This is a genomic window from Ketobacter alkanivorans (assembly GCF_002863865.1).
Lineage (GTDB): Bacteria > Pseudomonadota > Gammaproteobacteria > Pseudomonadales > Ketobacteraceae > Ketobacter > Ketobacter alkanivorans.
In genome coordinates this window covers 4,340,705-4,357,674 of sequence record NZ_CP022684.1, presented here as the reverse complement: position 1 = coordinate 4,357,674, position 16,970 = coordinate 4,340,705, and the positions used below count along the sequence as shown (strand labels likewise).

13 protein-coding genes are annotated in these 16,970 nt (G+C 50.0%); 4 read left to right on the top strand and 9 right to left on the bottom strand.

Annotated elements, in window-relative coordinates:
• Window positions 1–23: 23 nt before the first annotated feature.
• Window positions 24–1,226 carry an acyl-CoA dehydrogenase family protein gene (locus Kalk_RS18620; RefSeq protein ID WP_101895683.1) on the top strand — a complete coding sequence of 401 codons (1,203 nt, stop codon included), beginning with the start codon at window positions 24–26 and terminating at the stop codon, window positions 1,224–1,226.
• Window positions 1,227–1,414: 188 nt separating this feature from the next.
• Window positions 1,415–2,986, top strand: coding sequence for a PQQ-binding-like beta-propeller repeat protein (locus Kalk_RS18615; protein ID WP_101895682.1), 1,572 nt, complete (start codon window positions 1,415–1,417; stop codon window positions 2,984–2,986).
• 31 nt (window positions 2,987–3,017) lie between these two features.
• Here the strand turns inward: Kalk_RS18615 and Kalk_RS18610 are convergent, their stop codons facing one another.
• The 8 genes from Kalk_RS18610 to Kalk_RS18575 form a co-directional block, all read right to left on the bottom strand.
• Window positions 3,018–4,412: an ATP-binding protein gene (locus tag Kalk_RS18610; protein ID WP_101895681.1), complete on the bottom strand. Its 1,395-nt coding sequence runs from the start codon at window positions 4,410–4,412 to the stop codon at window positions 3,018–3,020.
• Window positions 4,412–5,071 (bottom strand): response regulator, encoded by a 660-nt coding sequence (locus tag Kalk_RS18605; RefSeq protein ID WP_101895680.1) that lies wholly within the window; start codon window positions 5,069–5,071, stop codon window positions 4,412–4,414. The genes Kalk_RS18610 and Kalk_RS18605 overlap by 1 nt, the downstream gene beginning before the upstream one ends.
• A 9-nt stretch (window positions 5,072–5,080) precedes the next feature.
• Window positions 5,081–5,725: a tetratricopeptide repeat protein gene (locus tag Kalk_RS18600; RefSeq protein ID WP_158643581.1), complete on the bottom strand. Its 645-nt coding sequence runs from the start codon at window positions 5,723–5,725 to the stop codon at window positions 5,081–5,083.
• A gap of 3 nt (window positions 5,726–5,728) precedes the next feature.
• The gene (locus tag Kalk_RS18595) at window positions 5,729–6,529 is read right to left on the bottom strand and encodes an SDR family oxidoreductase (protein WP_101895679.1); all 801 of its coding nucleotides are present in this window, start codon (window positions 6,527–6,529) and stop codon (window positions 5,729–5,731) included.
• Entirely contained in the window at window positions 6,516–8,645 is a 2,130-nt protein-coding gene (locus tag Kalk_RS21720; protein WP_101895678.1) for an AMP-binding protein, read from the bottom strand. The genes Kalk_RS18595 and Kalk_RS21720 overlap by 14 nt, the downstream gene beginning before the upstream one ends.
• Window positions 8,629–9,303, bottom strand: coding sequence for a thermostable hemolysin (locus Kalk_RS18585; RefSeq protein WP_101895677.1), 675 nt, complete (start codon window positions 9,301–9,303; stop codon window positions 8,629–8,631). Before Kalk_RS18585 ends, Kalk_RS21720 begins: the two co-directional genes overlap by 17 nt.
• Before the next feature lie 183 nt (window positions 9,304–9,486).
• Window positions 9,487–11,499: an NADPH-dependent 2,4-dienoyl-CoA reductase gene (locus Kalk_RS18580; protein WP_101895676.1), complete on the bottom strand. Its 2,013-nt coding sequence runs from the start codon at window positions 11,497–11,499 to the stop codon at window positions 9,487–9,489.
• A 207-nt stretch (window positions 11,500–11,706) separates the two neighbouring features.
• Entirely contained in the window at window positions 11,707–12,987 is a 1,281-nt protein-coding gene (locus tag Kalk_RS18575; protein WP_101895675.1) for an acetyl-CoA C-acetyltransferase, read from the bottom strand.
• Window positions 12,988–13,327: 340 nt separating this feature from the next.
• On the opposite strand from Kalk_RS18575, the gene Kalk_RS18570 reads away from it, so the two are divergent.
• Window positions 13,328–14,752 (top strand): 3-oxoacyl-ACP reductase, encoded by a 1,425-nt coding sequence (locus Kalk_RS18570; protein ID WP_101895674.1) that lies wholly within the window; start codon window positions 13,328–13,330, stop codon window positions 14,750–14,752.
• A gap of 103 nt (window positions 14,753–14,855) precedes the next feature.
• Here the strand turns inward: Kalk_RS18570 and Kalk_RS18565 are convergent, their stop codons facing one another.
• Window positions 14,856–15,854, bottom strand: coding sequence for an AraC family transcriptional regulator (locus Kalk_RS18565; RefSeq protein WP_101895673.1), 999 nt, complete (start codon window positions 15,852–15,854; stop codon window positions 14,856–14,858).
• A gap of 252 nt (window positions 15,855–16,106) precedes the next feature.
• On the opposite strand from Kalk_RS18565, the gene Kalk_RS18560 reads away from it, so the two are divergent.
• Entirely contained in the window at window positions 16,107–16,967 is an 861-nt protein-coding gene (locus Kalk_RS18560; RefSeq protein WP_233716714.1) for a MaoC family dehydratase, read from the top strand.
• Window positions 16,968–16,970: the final 3 nt, after the last annotated feature.

Here is a 16,970-nt window from a genome sequence, read left to right as displayed (position 1 = left end):
AATCTGTTGAAGGGTGAACGAATATGTATTTAGAACTACCGAAAAAACTAAAAGTACTGGGTGATATGGCAACCAACCTATCCGTTGAGATGCTACGCCCAATATCTCGAAAATATGACTTGGCGGAACATGAGTATCCGAAAGAACTGGACCTGGTTGCTTCCATGCTGGACGGTATGAACGCTGGCGAAGGTGGTGCCGGCGTGGGTGCCGACCAATCTAAACAGAAATCGGAAGAAAAAACCGGCACACGTAATGGTGCCAATATGGCAGCATGCGTTGGTATTCAGGGGTTTTGCTGGGGAGACGTGGGCCTACTGCTAACCCTGCCCCGTCAAGGCCTGGGTAACGCAGCAATCGGTGCTGTCGCCAATGAGGAGCAAGCCAAACGCTTCCAGAATAAGTGGGCAGCCATGGCAATCACCGAACCAGGTACCGGCTCCGATTCCGCCAACATCAGCACAACCGCTAAATTGGATGGTGACCATTACGTACTGAATGGCGAAAAGATTTTCGTCACCGCCGGTTCTCGAGCCGACATTATCGTAGTGTGGGCGACACTGGATAAGAGTGTGGGCCGAGCGGCCATCAAATCTTTTGCTGTAGAACGGGGCACACCCGGCATGGAAGTCACACGCCTCGAACACAAACTCGGAATCAAAGCATCTGATACCGCCTCCATCAGCTTCAATGATTGCCGAGTGCACAAAAATAACTTGCTGGGCAACCCGGAGATCGACACCAAGAAAGGCTTCGGCGGCGTTATGCAAACTTTCGACAACACACGGCCTCTGGTTGCAGCCATGGCTGTCGGTGTTGCCAAAGCATCACTTGACCACACCAAGAAACTGCTAAAAGAATACACCCAGTGTGATTATTCAGCGCCGATCAATACTGTCTCATCTGCAGAGGCTGAAATTTATCGAATGGAAGCAGACTGGGAAGCGGCTCGATTACTGACTTTGCAAGCTGCGTGGATGGCCGACAACGGGCAACCTAACTCCATGGAAGCATCGATGGCTAAAGCCAAAGCGGGCCGCACCTGTAATGCAGTTACACTGAAATGTGTCGAGCTGTGCTCCAGCATGGGTTACGGAGAAGATGAGTTACTGGAGAAGTGGTCTAGAGATTCAAAAATACTGGATATATTCGAAGGTACTCAACAGATACAGCAGCTTATCGTGGCACGTAGACTGCTGAACCTGAGTTCTGCTGAACTCAAATAAACTGAACCTGCGCAACACAATAAAGGGAGCTTCGGCTCCCTTTATTGTGTTGAATCTCCAAATTGATAGATCCATCACTCCACTTCCCTGCCTGTGCAGTTAAAAGCGACCTAATGTATACTGGTTCGTCGGCGCAAGTCACACACTGCCCGACCACATATGTCATATAACTACAACGAGATAAATCGATGGAACGATTAATAAAAACCAGCACATTATTGGGGCTGAGCGCTGTCGGCGTAATACTTTTGGCCTGTTCTAAAACCCTACTATGGGAAACAAACTACAGCACGGCAAGTGCCAACATTGCTATAGGTGCAGCGGTGGACCCCGTTGGCTCCGTTTATATCGCCGGTACCAGCAGAGCGAACCCAGAGAGCAACGGATTCGATTACCGTGGATTGCTTTTGAAGTATTCAGCCGATGGCCAATTGGAGTGGTCCAGGGAATATGAAGAATTAACCCACCTGATGACGGCCACACCCCTTGGTGAAGAAAAACTGATCATAGCGGGCACTCAAGGTGGGCCCTCCGGCACGCTCTCCAGTGGCACCTTCTACTTGGCCTCGGCACAAGATGGCAGCCTGATCAAAGAACTATTATCAGACCCCAATCACACAAAAAGTAGTTACTCCGCTGTGGGGCAAAACCAAGCCTATTTCGTCAGTCAACAAACTGACGATCCGAATTCCGGCTACCAACTGCTTGCCTACGATACAGAGGGAGAACTGATTCATACGAGCGCTATCTCAGGTACGACCTACGCAATCAAAAACAATCCCAATGGCTCCATCTACCTTTTGAACCGGAACGGATGGGACAGCGGATTGAGACTCTACGCACTGAATTCCGACTTCAGCATACAGTGGACATCCGACGAACTGCATAACCTTGACTGTCATTCATTCAGTACGTATGAAAGCAATGACATCGCGGTTGATTCCAATAACGACATCATCGTCAAGTGCGACAGCGCATTCAGCAAGCTGGACGCCAATGGGACACTGCGATTCAGCGCCAGCTACGCCAACTTATTCGAATCCACCTCTTCCGACTCATTGTATTATTTCGAACATGGCCCCAGCCAAACATCCTTCGATGACGACAATAACCTATACATATCCACTGCGCGAGCAGTGCTGTTCGAAGGACAAATCGGAAACCTCATAATCGCCGGGTCTTCATATTCGCTGGTAAAAAGCGATGCATTGGTAATAAAGTATGATGGGGCAACCGGTGAACGGCTGTGGTCCGATGACGTAAATGCGTTTCTGACGGCAACGGAAACCGGGGTTACTGCAGATTATTACTACCCCATGCTTGCATCCGTCACCAACGGTAAATTACAGGTAACAGTGCGAGGGTTTCGGGGCCACTATGTTGGTCGCGTTCCGGCAACAAGCACTTCACCAGCCATCTGCAACGACCTAGTTGTAGAAGGTGTACTGCCGCCTCACAATGAATGCTTGCTGGATTCCATCGCAGACGCCTATGCCAAAACACTGTATTACAACCTTGAAACCGGCAAGCGATCCAGCGGCAGTCGTTACGACGAGGATTATCCCAGCGCTGCCGTTCTGGCACCAAACAACACGCTGATTCTTGTGGGGGATGATACCTGGGAAGGCACCACTAACTGGCTAGAAATGGGCGCGCAGGCGCTGAGTTTTCTAGATCAAGACGAGGATAGATGGGCTGAGTCAAGAGACTTCTCTATAGACTCTCCCAGCCACATCTATCTTCAGAAACACTCTTTGTAATTCCACAACGGGGGGGCATATGCCCCCCTGCCTATTGCTCACTTTGCGGAAAGGCAATATCCACCATCAATCCGCCCAGGACCGTACTTTCTGTTAACGTAATATTTGCTTCTAGAATATCTAGAATCCGTCGAACAATAGCTAATCCCAACCCGGAACCCTGCACTGCTGCATTGGGTAAGCGATAGAATCGATTAAAGATATTCTCACGCTCTGGTTCAGGCACACCAATACCATTATCCTCGATAATCAAATGCAGATGGGTAGGTGCTCGTACAATCGTTACTTTAACCTCGCCTCCATCTGGCGCATATTTGATTGCATTCTCAATCAAGTTACGCACCACAACAGGAACCAACTGGGGAACTGATTTCAACTCTGCCGTATCTAGACCGCAATCAAGACTAACCTGAACACCCCGCCCCGCTGCCAACGGGTACATTGCCGCAATTTCCTCCCGCACCAAAGGCAGAAGGTCGATAATTTGTCGCTCATATGCCAACTCTGTTTGCTCTAATTTACTCAGAGTCAAAAGCTGCTCCATAAGGCGGCTGGCTCGATCAACCCCTTTATCCAGATCATTCAAATAAAGCTGACGCTCCTCTTCCGAGGTAGCCTTTAGTGCATTTTGGGCATTAACTTTAAGAACTGAAATGGGTGTCCGCATTTCATGGGATGCCATAGCGGTAAAACGCCGCTCCATTTCAATAGAATTATGAACCTGATCAAAGAGATGGTTCAAAGCACTGAGTACCGGCCTGATTTCCTCAGGAGTATCCTCCATAATAATTGGCGCAAGATTATTCTCACCCCTTTTACCAATATTATTTGCAAGCTCCTGGAGAGGCTTTAATCCACGGGTCAACACCCAAAGCGTTAAAACCAGAACGAGTGGTAAACAGACTACCAACGGGATCATATAACTACTCAGAATTTCTTCGGCCAGCTCGTCACGAATATCTGCTTTCTCTCCCGCAGTGAAACTCAAACCGCCCTCTTTCAAAGTAAACAAATACCATAGCTGCCCATCGACAACCACTTCGCTAAATCCAACCTCAGGCGCTGAATTCAAAGCAAAGCTGGCATGTTCCGATTCGAACAAAACCCGCCCCCCTTGCCGAACCTGAAACATGACTTTACGTTCGTAACGATGGCCATAGAGCGTACGCTCCAGATCGGAGTCAATATCAGGCAGCCGGTCCGGTGAATGAGGCTTAGTACGGGAATCTCCCACCGTCGGAGATTCTAGCCCACCTACTTTCAGGTAGGAGAACTTCAGCAATCGTGCAGTCTGGGCCAGCTCAGCATCAAACAACTCATCCACTTCGTGGCGCGCCTCGAAATAGCTGATTGCCATCGCTGTGACAAAGGTTGTCACAAGCACAATAGAAACGGCGATCATCAAATAACTGCGGATGGATTTCATCAGGCCTTCTCAACCAGATAGCCAACACCACGAACAGTACGAATCAAATCATTGTAGAATTTCTTGCGTAAATGATGGACATGGACCTCTATAGTATTGCTGGCCACATCCTGCCCCATTTCATACACAGCCTCTTCAAGTTGATCTCGCGTTAAAACACGGCCAGTATTGGTGAGCAGCTCTTGAAGCAATACATACTCTCTACGAGATAGAACAACATCCACCCCTTGATACTCTACCCGCATGGAATCAGGAAAAAGCGTAATATCACGATAGTGAATAATCTTATCGGCCCGCCCGCTGCGCCGACGCAGAAGCGCACGGATACGGGCCATTAGCTCATCAGGGTCAAATGGCTTGGCGAGGTAATCATCCGCCCCCAGATCCAATCCACCGACCCTGTCTGCAATGCTGTCACGGGCAGTAAGGATGATTACTGGGGTTGTGGTTCCGGCCATACGCATAAGCTTCAGTACATCCGTGCCATCCATATCCGGTAACCCTAAATCCAGAACCACAAGATCGTATTCTTCTTCCTCCAGGCACTGGAGGGCACTCTGCCCAGCGGACATCCAATCCACCGAGTAACCTTCCTTTTTTAATCCACCTAATACCGCACGTCCTAGCATGGCATCATCTTCAATCAGTAGCAGCCGCATCAAATCGCCTTAGTGTAATTTTTTCTCTACCGCATCCAGCTTGGCCAGTATCTCATTCCTGCGACCTCTGTCTGCAATGGGCCGGGTCGCTCTTGGGTCGGCTTGCATCGCTTTTTCAAAGTATACTTTAGCTTTGCTATAGTCGCCCTCTTCCAGCCAGTAATCGGCATAAAAATAATTGCTGTCGATGCCATTTGGGTCAATTTTTACAGCGTGCTCCAATAATTCTCTGGCTTTCTTATCATCACCAAATGCTATTGGCCAACCGGGCACCTGATAGTACAGACTGCCCAGAGACGTGTATGCTGAACCGGACAGCGCATTTGGATCCAGATCAATTGACTTTTCGAACAATGACCTTGCCTCCTTCACCAATCCGAGTGCGCCCAACCCCCCACGGGCTCCCGCCCATGTGGACACTATTATGCCCTTCCAGATCAATGGTTCTGGTCGGTTAGGATGCGCCTGAACAAACCGCTCAGCCTCAGCAGCCAAGCTTTCAAAGGCTTTCTCTTGCTCTTTTTCCGGCATTTCATAGTTCACGTGGGCCCAGTTTTCCTGCAAGATCAATAGTTGTTGATCATAACTTGGCAAAGCCCAGGAATTGGCACTGACTACCAACAACATCAAACACAATCTAAATATTATCTTCATGCCTTAGATCTCCCGTTTCAAATAGGTTTGAATAGTAGGTAGTTGCTTTATCAATGCTCTATCAACTAGCACTGAAAACACACTGTTAATAACCACAAACAGTTTTTCCGGCCACCCCAAAAATAGCTTAAAGCGATCCCGCTCTATAGCCTTGACTAACTGATCTGCCACCCATGCAGGATCATCCATGGCGTTACCCAGCTCTTGATTCATTTCCAGGACAGCTCTTTCATTCATGGTGGTCTTGGTTGCTCGTGGAGCGAGATAGAACACCTGAACATTGCTTCCCGCCAATTCTCTGCGCAGAGCCTCCGTGTATCCACGTACACCGAACTTACTTGCACTGTAAGCAGCAAAACCTGGATAGGCAATACTGCCGAACGTAGATCCGACATTCACAACTGCCGCCTGCGGGCGCCTCTTCAATAGCGGCAGCAATGCTGATGTCAGCACCAAAACAGCTTTTAAATTAACATCAAGCATCTGGGAAATCTGTTCCGAACTCATCGCATCGCATGCCTTGAACAGATTCACTCCAGCACAATTGATCAGAACATCCACATCTGGATGCTTAAGTATTAACTGATCGACCTGTTCACTTAATTCAATTGATGCCAGATCCAGCTCTACTAATTCAATACTGACATCGGCTCCCGCCATGGCTACTTTCTGCTTTTCAAGGGCCGCCATATCGCGACCGGCCAGCAATAACCTAGCGCCTTGCCGTGCAAGGGATATTGCAACTGCACGCCCAATTCCACCAGATGCACCGGTCAATAACACTTTCTTACTATGCAGCTTCATGTGCGGGCTCCTGTTGTTGTAGAGGGACACTGCGGAGCATATCGCCATATAGCCGATAGACTACATTGGCACCATGAATGATCGCCTCTTGATCCTTTGGATCTTCAACTCTGTTCATCAGCTTGCGGAAAAACTCAAAATGATCAACATCCAATTCACCATGCGAATACAAATAGCTAAAGGCATTGTTTGGCAGATCTAACTTCTGCTGGACGATCCTGCCCATCTGTGTAGCAAGCTTAATACTGGTGCCTTCCAACACCATCACCATGCCAAAGAATGCCATAGGATTCTTACGCTGAATCTGGTCGTACAGGAATGACACCATCAGCTCGATGGAAAAATGGGGCTGCCCTGTGCGCACAGATTCCTTATCACCTCCGCACGCTGCGATGTCATTCAGAATCCACTCCTGATGCCCATATTCATCCTCAATATATTCGGCTAATGCTTGTCTTACCCACTCTTTCTCTTGAGGTAAACGGCCTCCACAGGCCATCATCAGAGGAACAGTATGTTTCACATGATGAAAAGCTTGCTCAAGAAAGTATTCATATCCAGCTACAAGAAAACGACCTTCAGGTACCGCGGCAATAACCGGGGCAGATAGCAAGTATTCTCGAGATTCAGCGGTTTGCTCATTAAGCACATCAAAAAATGCCACGGATTGTTCTCCTTTAGATATTTCAGCTAAATAGTGCTGCTCTATTACCAGACGGCGGTTACGACCATTAGCGGTTGCCATCTGGTTTCCAACCGTAAACGGTTCGCTGGAGCGAATAATTCGTGAGACCCGCGCATAGTCAGGCAAACCTTGATTGACCAAAGCGACAGCCTCTTCAACATCCGACCATTGAAAGCCATGGCGCACGGTTATGATGGCCACGTTTTCCACCATGGCTTCGCCGAACACGGCTGCCTGCGCAATGGCAGGGCATGCAATCAATTCTGCTTCCACCCACTCGGGGTTAACATTGCGGCCAAATGCGGTAATAAACATATTTTTCTTACGGCCGGAAATGTGGATAAAACCATCTTCATCTTGCCAACCAAGATCACCCGTTGCGATGACATCCAAATTGTTCACGTCACCCAGATATCCCAGCATGGTGCTGCCAGACACCAATATTTCGCCATCATCACCAAGGTGGACGTGCGCGTGGGACAAAGGCTTACCCACACTACCAATACGGCTTGCTCCAGGGCGATTCAGGCACACAACCGATCCGCATTCAGACAACCCATAACCTTCATATACCGGCAGCCCAAGAGCCTCAGCGCGATTCAAAAGATCGACTGAAACCTTGCCTCCACCCACTGCAATGAATTTGAAATGATGTGGAACCGGGAAGCCTTTTTCACAGGCAAGAACCAATGCCATCATCAGTTGCGGCACCAAAATACATGCTTGGGGCTGGACGGACTGCAACTGCTGCAACAGCGCAAATACGTTAAACTGATTCGCGCCGTTAAAACCCAACTGTTGCAAAGGGCGAATATTGATGGTGACCTGCTGCAATAGCGGCGCATAAAGACCTGCAACATTTTCCAACAGCGTGGCATAAGGCAATACACTAAGATGAGAATCCACGTTCACTACAGACATGGCTGCTGCTATTGCTTGCGCCGTCTGCTCCAAAGTAGATAAGGCAAGCCGCACACCTTTTGGGCTACCCGTGCTACCAGAGGTGAATGTGACTTTTTCATACTGACTGATCGCTTCACCTGCCGCCCCCACAGCACACAAAGCAACGTCCGGATCGGACAGTAACCGGCATGCATCTCCGTATTTCATAACTGAATCTGCTGTACCCAAAACAAACTGAACACTTGCTTGCTGGAATACATGCCGTACCTGTTCGGCACTAAAAAAGGCGGGTATTGGAACCAGCCTTACCGGCAACGCCAGCAATGCCAAATCCACAACAGCCCAAGCTAAAGAGTTATCGCCAACCAAAGCTACAGAGGCGCCCTCCAGGGGTGAAAACTCCGTTCTTAATGCATTCAGTACTTTCAGCAATCCTGCGTAGGAGATCTCACAGGTAGCATCTCGTAGTGCAATGGACTCAGGCACTGATTCAGACAAGCAAGCCACGCGCTTAAGCAATAAGGACATCGCTCACCTCCGAGCGCCTATAATTGCAGCGCTGCAAGAACCCAGATTTCTGAATCAGAGCATGACCACGAGCCACTTCGCCCACCATAACAATCGGGTTATGGCTGTAATAGGAGCCCCACTGGGATCCACGATCCGGTAGACAGTCAGGGTTAGCACCAGCAATTTCCAGAGGTTGCATACCCAGGCGATGAAACACATTCACCACATCCGGAGTACCAGTACAAGCCAACCAGCGCGCTCCCCATTGCAACAATACGTCTGTCAACACGGCAAAAAAGTAACGACTGATACCGCGCTGACCTGCTGCCAAGTTACCCACTTCAATAACATCTTTACGGCCACATTCAGTGCGGCTGTATCGTGCAATCTCTGCTTCAATTGGGTTATTAAGGTATTGCTCTAGAAATAGCTTTTCTGCATTGGCGCTGCGTACACCTATGGCAGCGTAGATTTCACCACTGACTGATTCCAGCGCAACCAACATAGGAAGAAAAGCTCTGATCTTAGCTTGATGCTGTTCTTGAAAACGATGGGCTATAAAGCGTTCAACTCGAGCCCTGCCATCGTGCCAGGCCAGATAACCCACTACACGAAGAGGAACCTCGCCCACAGAAAGTTGTGCAAAGATTTGATCGGGAAATACAGCAGCAACCACAACAGTACCCTCGCTATTTAAGTACTGTCAGGTTAGATGGACATGCTTAACTGAAACTTAAGAAAACTTAAGGCAACCTTAAGGGGCCATTAAAAGCAAAAAAACATGAACCGAATCAGTGTAGTTACGTGATCCGACTCATGTTTTCAGTGTGGCTTACAGGGGGCCCCCTGCGTATGGGGGCTACAGCTGGGCGGCCAGTTCCGACCCCTGACGAATGGCTCGCTTGGCATCCAGCTCTGCGGCAATATCAGCACCACCAATTATATGCACGGGCTTGCCTTTGGCTTTGAGCGCGTCCGCAAGTTGCCGTTGGGGTTCCTGTCCGGCACACAGAATAACGTTATCCACAGGGAGTATGCGCGACTGACCTTTTACGGTAATGTGAAGCCCTTGATCATCAATACGGTCATAACTGACACCCGCCAGCATTTCCACATTTTTCTTTTTCAGCTGAGCGCGGTGCACCCAGCCGCTGGTTTTACCCAGGTTTTTGCCCAAGGCCGAATCCTTACGCTGTAATAGATATACCTGACGCGGACTGGCGGCAACCTGCGGCTCCACCATGGCTGAGCGGTGTGCCAACGCTGTATCCACACCCCACTCTTTATACCACTGCTGTTTATCGTCGTCGGTATGACTGTGGGTGAGGTATTCCCCCACATCAAAGCCGATGCCGCCTGCGCCAATAATAGCGACTGATTTTCCTACCGGTTTCTTGTGAGCAATCACATCCAGATAAGACAACACTTTAGCGTGATCCACGCCCGGTATGGCAGGAGTACGAGGCACAATACCGGTTGCCACAACCACTTCATCAAATTCAGCTAAATCATCAGCCTGAACATATGAGCTTAACTTGACGCTAACATTATGCTTCTGCAGCATGACGCCGAAGTATCTCAAGGTTTCATCGAAATCTTCCTTACCGGGAATTTGCTTGGCAATGTTAAATTGGCCACCAATTTTATCATCGGCATCAAATAGCGTTACATCGTGGCCTCGCTCTGCCGCGACTGTTGCCGCTGCCAGGCCCGCCGGCCCGGCACCCACTACTGCCAACTTTTTCTTATTAAGAGTAGGAATATAACGCAGCTCGGTTTCATGGCAGGCACGAGGGTTGACCAGACAGCTGGCCCGTTTATTTTTAAAGGTGTGATCCAGACAGGCCTGATTACAAGCGATACATGTGTTGATTTCATCGGCCTTGCCCGCTTCTGCCTTAGCAACAAAGAATGCATCTGCTAGCATTGGGCGAGCCATGGAGACCATATCGGCCTGACCATTTGCTATGATTTCTTCAGCCAGCTCCGGTGTATTGATGCGGTTACTGGCGCACACAGGAATGGTCACAGCTTGCTTCAGTTTTGCCGTGGCAAAGGCAAAAGCACCACGAGGCACCGACGTCACAATGGTGGGTACGCGCGCTTCATGCCAACCGATCCCCGTATTAAAAATGTTGACCCCTTCTGCTTCCAAAGATTTGGCCAGGGCGACCACTTCATCCCAGGTTTGCCCTCCCTCAACCAAATCCATAAGAGAAATGCGGTAGATAATTATGAAATGGGAACCTACCGCTTTTCTAATTGCGCGCACGACTTCTAATGGGAAACGCATGCGGTTCTCAGCACTGCCGCCCCATTTATCAGTACGCTTGTTCGTGCGCTCGGCCAAGAACTGGTTAATCAGGTAGCCCTCCGAGCCCATAATCTCTATACCGTCGTAGCCAGCAAACTGAGCCAACTCAGCAGCTCGGGCATAATCATCTATAGTGCCCTGCACTCCTTTAGCGCTCATCTTTGCCGGTTTGAAAGGCGTAATGGGCGATTTAATACCAGAGGGAGAAACGCTGTAGGGGGTATAACCGTAACGACCGGCGTGCAGCAATTGCAGTGCGATCTTACCGCCTTCATTGTGAACCTTACCGGTCACGTGGCGATGCAGCACTGCTGTCACCTTGCTATTCATGCTGGAACCGTAGGGCAGAAGGTCACCCCGGCGGTTTGGTGAATAACCACCGGTAACAATGATCCCCACCCCACCACGGGCGCGCTCGGCAAAGTAATTAGCCAGTTTGTCGATATGGTAGAAACGATCCTCCAACCCGGTGTGCATGGATCCCATTAAGACGCGATTGCGCAACGTGGTGAATCCCAGATCCAATGGTTGAAGCATGTGAGGATAGTGCTTGTTCATGTTATCTCCTGAAACAGGCTTTCGTAAGTGCTGATGCAATCCTAGCGCACCTATCTGAATTCGGTAGCCAGGAATAGTAACCCGACTGAACAGTCTGCTTGCTTTCGTTTGCGGAACGTAAAATTCAAGCTGCTCCGGGGAAATGTAACCCCCAGATACAAGAAAGGCGGCCTTTACAGCCGCCTTTTTTACTTACCCTGAAGAGTATTACTTCTCCAAAATGGCTGTCACGCCCTGACCACCTGCAGCACAAATGGAGATCAGACCGCGACCGGAGCCTTTCTCATTCAACAGCTTGGCCAGTGTATGAATGATACGGCCACCGGTGGCAGCAAAGGGGTGACCTGCGGCCAACGAGGAGCCTTTGACGTTCAATTTGCTGCGATCAATGCTACCCAGAATACCGTCACGACCCAGGCGCTCTTTACAGAACTTTTCATCCTCCCAGGCTTTCAAGGTATACAGTACTTGTGCAGCAAACGCTTCGTGGATTTCATAGAAGTCGAAATCCTGCAGTTTGATACCAGCGCGATCCAGCATACGGGGTACGGCATAAGCAGGCGCAATCAACAGGCCTTCTTTTTTACCAACGAAGTCAATCGCGGCTGTTTCGCAGAAGGTGATGTACGCAAGCACCGGAAGGCCGCGCTCTTTTGCCCACTCTTCACTGGCCAGCAGCACAGAAGAAGCACCGTCGGTCAGTGGTGTGGAGTTGGCAGCCGTCATGGTGCCATTTTCTTTATCAAAGCAAGGCTTCAGTGAGGCCAGCTTCTCTAACGAGGTATCGCCACGCATATTGTTGTCACGCTCAAGCCCCATAAATGGCGTCAGCATGTCATCGAAGAAGCCTTCTTCGTAGGCTTTCGCCATATTCTTGTGGCTGTTAAACGCCAGTTCATCCTGCTGATCACGGGGAATATTCCACTCTTTAGCGGTGATCTGGCAATGATCGCCCATGGCCAAACCAGTACGCGGCTCGGAATTGGCAGGAATCAAAGGCATCAGGTGCTTGGGGCGAATCTTACCGATCAGCTTCAGTCGATCCTGAGTGGTTTTGGCGCGATTCAACTCCAGTAAAATTTTACGCAAACCTTCGCTCACACCGATAGGCGCGTCGGACGTGGTATCGGTTCCACAAGCGATACCACTATCAATCTGACCCAGTGCAATCTTGTTAGCAACCAGGATGGCGGCTTCTAAACCGGTGCCACAGGCCTGTTGAATGTCATAACAAGGGGTTTCCGGTGCCAACTGGGTGCTCAGAACAGATTCGCGCACCAGGTTGAAATCGCGGGAATGCTTCATTACAGCGCCACCCACAACTTCGCCCAGCAGTTCGCCCGACAGATTGTAACGATCCACCAATCCATTCAGTGCTGCGGTCAGCATGTCCTGGTTGCTAGCATGAGAATAGGCCGAGTTGGAACGGGCGAAAGGAATTCGATTACCGCCAATAATGGCTACTTTACGAACTTTATCTACTTTCATGGAATGGCTTCCTGTTGAATGCGCTCCTCATCAGGGAGCATAACGTGTTGAGTTGCTTACAATTTAAGAAATCGCATTGGGCTACAATCGGCTTGGAAGCCGTCGTCAACGTACGCAAACTTCGTGGGAGGCTAGTCTACCCAGACTAATCTGTCTCGCATTGGCACAACTGACCTGCAGGCTCTTAATGCGGGTCAATTCAATTTTCAACGCAACTACTTTAATATACGTGCCGACTACCAAGCCAAGTCGCCGATTATTACCTGATCAATCAGGCAATAGCTGATCGCGAAGGGGCGAAACTATACCATATAACGCACAAACACACAGGATCTGACCGATGGCCGATGTTTACGAATCCATGCTCAGCAGCAACGTTGGACGTTCTCTTCTTTCTTCTTTGAACCTGCCCGTTCCCACCCAACTGGAACGTCACTCACAGGCTCAAACTTCATTCGTAACCGGAAACGTTCTTGTTGGCGCAGCCCCCGGTGGCCGCATGGCTGAGTCCATTGCCAGCACATTGAAGGCCAGCAACGCCACGGTTCAAACCCCAAATAATGGCAGCGCCCTGGCAGAAATCCAAGCCGCCGGAGAAAAAGCGGAGCTTACGCTTACCGCTGTGGACTCCTCCGCTGAAGCCGCTAAGTTCAAAGCTCTGATATTTGATGCCACCGGCATCGAAACCAGCGAGCAAACCCGTGAACTGCACAATTTTTTCCACCCCGTCATTCGCAAGTTAAACGACTGCGCTCGGGTTGTTGTTATTGGTTTGCCTCCCGAATCCTGCAAATCCAACCCACGCCAACAAATTGCTCAGCGCGCACTGGAAGGTTTTGTTCGCTCAGTAGCGAAGGAAATCGGCAAGAAGGGCGCAACCTGCAACCTGGTGTATGTGGCCAAACAAGCTGAAAAAGCAGCAGAATCTGCACTGCGTTTCTTCCTGTCGCCTAAATCTGCTTTTGTAGACGCTCAAGTATTGCGCGTCAGCAAAGCCAAATCCGTAGAAGCTGATTTCAACTGGAGCCAGCCTCTGAAGGATAAAGTGGTTCTGGTGACTGGAGCGTCACGCGGCATTGGTGAGGCCATTGCCGGGGTAATGGCCCGCGACGGCGCTAAAGTTGTATGCCTGGATGTGCCCCAAGCCCAAGAAGATTTGCAAAAAGTAGCAGATCGCTTGAACGGTGGCATGATTGCCATCGACATCACCGACCCTGCGGCACCGGGCACCATTGCAGACACCCTGCAGAAAGAATACGGCGGTGTAGACGTGGTTGTTCACAACGCAGGTGTAACCCGCGATAAAACTCTGGGTGGAATGCCAGAAAAATTGTGGGACATGGTTATCGACATCAACCTGTCATCAGAGGAGCGCATCAACGAAGCACTGCTGGAAAAAGAAGTATTGAAAGAAGGCGGCCGTATCGTATGCGTTTCATCCATGAGCGGTATTGCCGGTAACTTTGGCCAATCCAACTACGCCGTATCCAAAGCTGGCGTTATCGGTATGGTTGATGCGTACGCACCGATCCTGGCCAAGAAAGACATCACCATCAATGCCGTTGCTCCTGGTTTTATTGAAACCCAGATGACTGCTGCGATTCCGTTTGCTACCCGCGAAGCCGGACGCCGCCTGAACTCGCTGAAGCAAGGTGGACAACCCGTTGACGTGGCAGAGGCAATTGCCTTCTACGCCAGCCCAGCCTCTGCTGGTGTAAACGGCAATACTGTTCGCGTATGTGGCCAGAACCTGCTGGGGGCGTAATTCCTGCCGGGCGCTTGCTGGCGCCCAAACGCTTAACAGCTATCAGCCACAAAAAAGCCGACATAACACGTCGGCTTTTTTGTGGTTCTAATACATCTTTTTATCATCTCTGCTTGGCTTTGCGGTATTCCACTGGCGTTTGGCCTACCCAGCGTTTAAAGGCGCGATAAAAAGTGCTGGGCTCTGAAAAACCGGTTAAGTAGACGATTTCATCAATGGACTCATCCGTTCTCGCCAGCAGTTTTTTAGCCAGGTTGCATCGATAATCGGCTAACAGCTGATTGAAGTTGGTATCAACCTCCGCCAGCCTGGTTCGCAAACTACGGGGTTTAATACCAAGACGCTCCGCCACTGTCTCTAAATTTGCGTTTCCGGATTCCAGCAATTCACCGATCAAACGATTCACCTGATCAATGAAATCCTGCTTTTCCAGCTTGGCCACATGCTCATTCGCCAACTGCTCATGCAGCTTTAGCAACTCGGGCTGTGCGTGACTGGAAGGCACCTTCAGGCTCTCTGGGGTAAAATAAATGCGGTTGCCGGCCTGCTCGAATTTCACCGGACATGGGAACACGCGCTTATATTCTTCCAGGTTATCGCCCATGGCATGTTCAAAATGGATTTCCAAAGGCTGAAAAGCCCCTTCTGTCACATAATTGAAGAATTTGATGACCGCTATGACCACGCATTCGGTCAGATGACGAAACCCGCCGGTGAAGCTGATATTGCCCACATACAAGCCGATTTCATCTTCTTCCAACGTGGCGTTCACGGCATCGCTCAGTAGGCGCTGATAGTTTAAGGCCCGTTTCAGCCCCTCACCAAAGGTTTCGCTGCTCAAAAACAGGTATTCCAGCACCTGCCCTTTGAAAACCGGTATTTTCTCCCCCAAATGCAGGCCGATATCCCGATCATTGCTGACCTCTTCGATCACCGTCCAGAACAGGTTTTGGGCAGAATGAGGTGTACGCAGGTCTTTCTCGTCCAGTTGCTCATGCTTCAGGCCGATGCGCTGCAGTACAACGGCGGTATCAATGCCCAAATCCTGCATAGCTTGGTACGCGAGCCGAACCAGCACTCCAGAATCTGTGAAACCGCCCATGCTTTACCTTCTATTAGGAAAATTTAGGAAATTAACTGTATGAAAATTCGGATAAAACCGAAAATGTGGTGTTTATGATAGACACCATGACCACCATTGACAATAGCGACGCTACGGCCAATTGACTCGATTGACCTGCAAAGATGCCTGACAGGGCAATTACGCTGTACAATCAAGGCGCTAAAATCTCGGAAATCTACATCAAGGACATCAGGGCACCCATGGCCCTCCACCGATTTACAGGAAATGCAGATGATGGCAACCATAGAATTAGAAAAGTCCCCTTCCACAATGAGTCTGTACTACCGCGCCGTTACCTCTAAAAAGCCCGGTAAGATGCATGGCGATAAACTGCCCACCATCAAGGCACACTTACGCAATGTCTCTGCTGACCTGGGCAAACTGGCGGAATATCGCAAAGTCTGTGGTTTTCCGGTATCTGGCAGCCTGCCAGTAACCTATCCACATATATTGGCGTTCCCCCTGCATATGGAAATTCTGGTGAATCCGTTGTTCCCATTCCCTCTGCTGGGCCTGGTTCACGTGCGCAACGAGATTACCCAGTATCGAGCCATTGGCAACCAGGAAGCAATGGACATTGAATGCGAGCTGGTGGGCCCGGAAGCGGTCTCCAAAGGCCTGGAATTCAGTGTAGTTACCCGCGTTACCGTGGAAGGTAAACTGGTGTGGGAAAGCATCAGCACCAACCTGTTCCGCACCAAAACCGATGTAGAAGACAAAAAAGACAAGAAAGAAGATACCTTCTCGGCTGAGCACATGGATTATTGGAGCCTGCCCAGCGACACCGGCCGCCGATACGCTAAGGTGTCCGGCGATTCCAATCCGATACACTTGTATGCCATGACCGCCAAGCTGTTTGGTTTCAAGCGTCACATCGCCCATGGCATGTGGAGTAAGGCCCACGCTTTGGGTACCCTGGAAAACCAACTGCCAACAGGCCCCTTCAAGGTATCCGTGGCATTCAAACTGCCCGTACTGCTGCCCGCCAAGGTTCAGTTTCAGTACGCCAACACCGGCGACACTATTGAATTCCGCGTAAAAGATCAGAACGGCGAAAAGCCTCATCTGGCTGGCCAAATCCAGATCCTCTAGCCT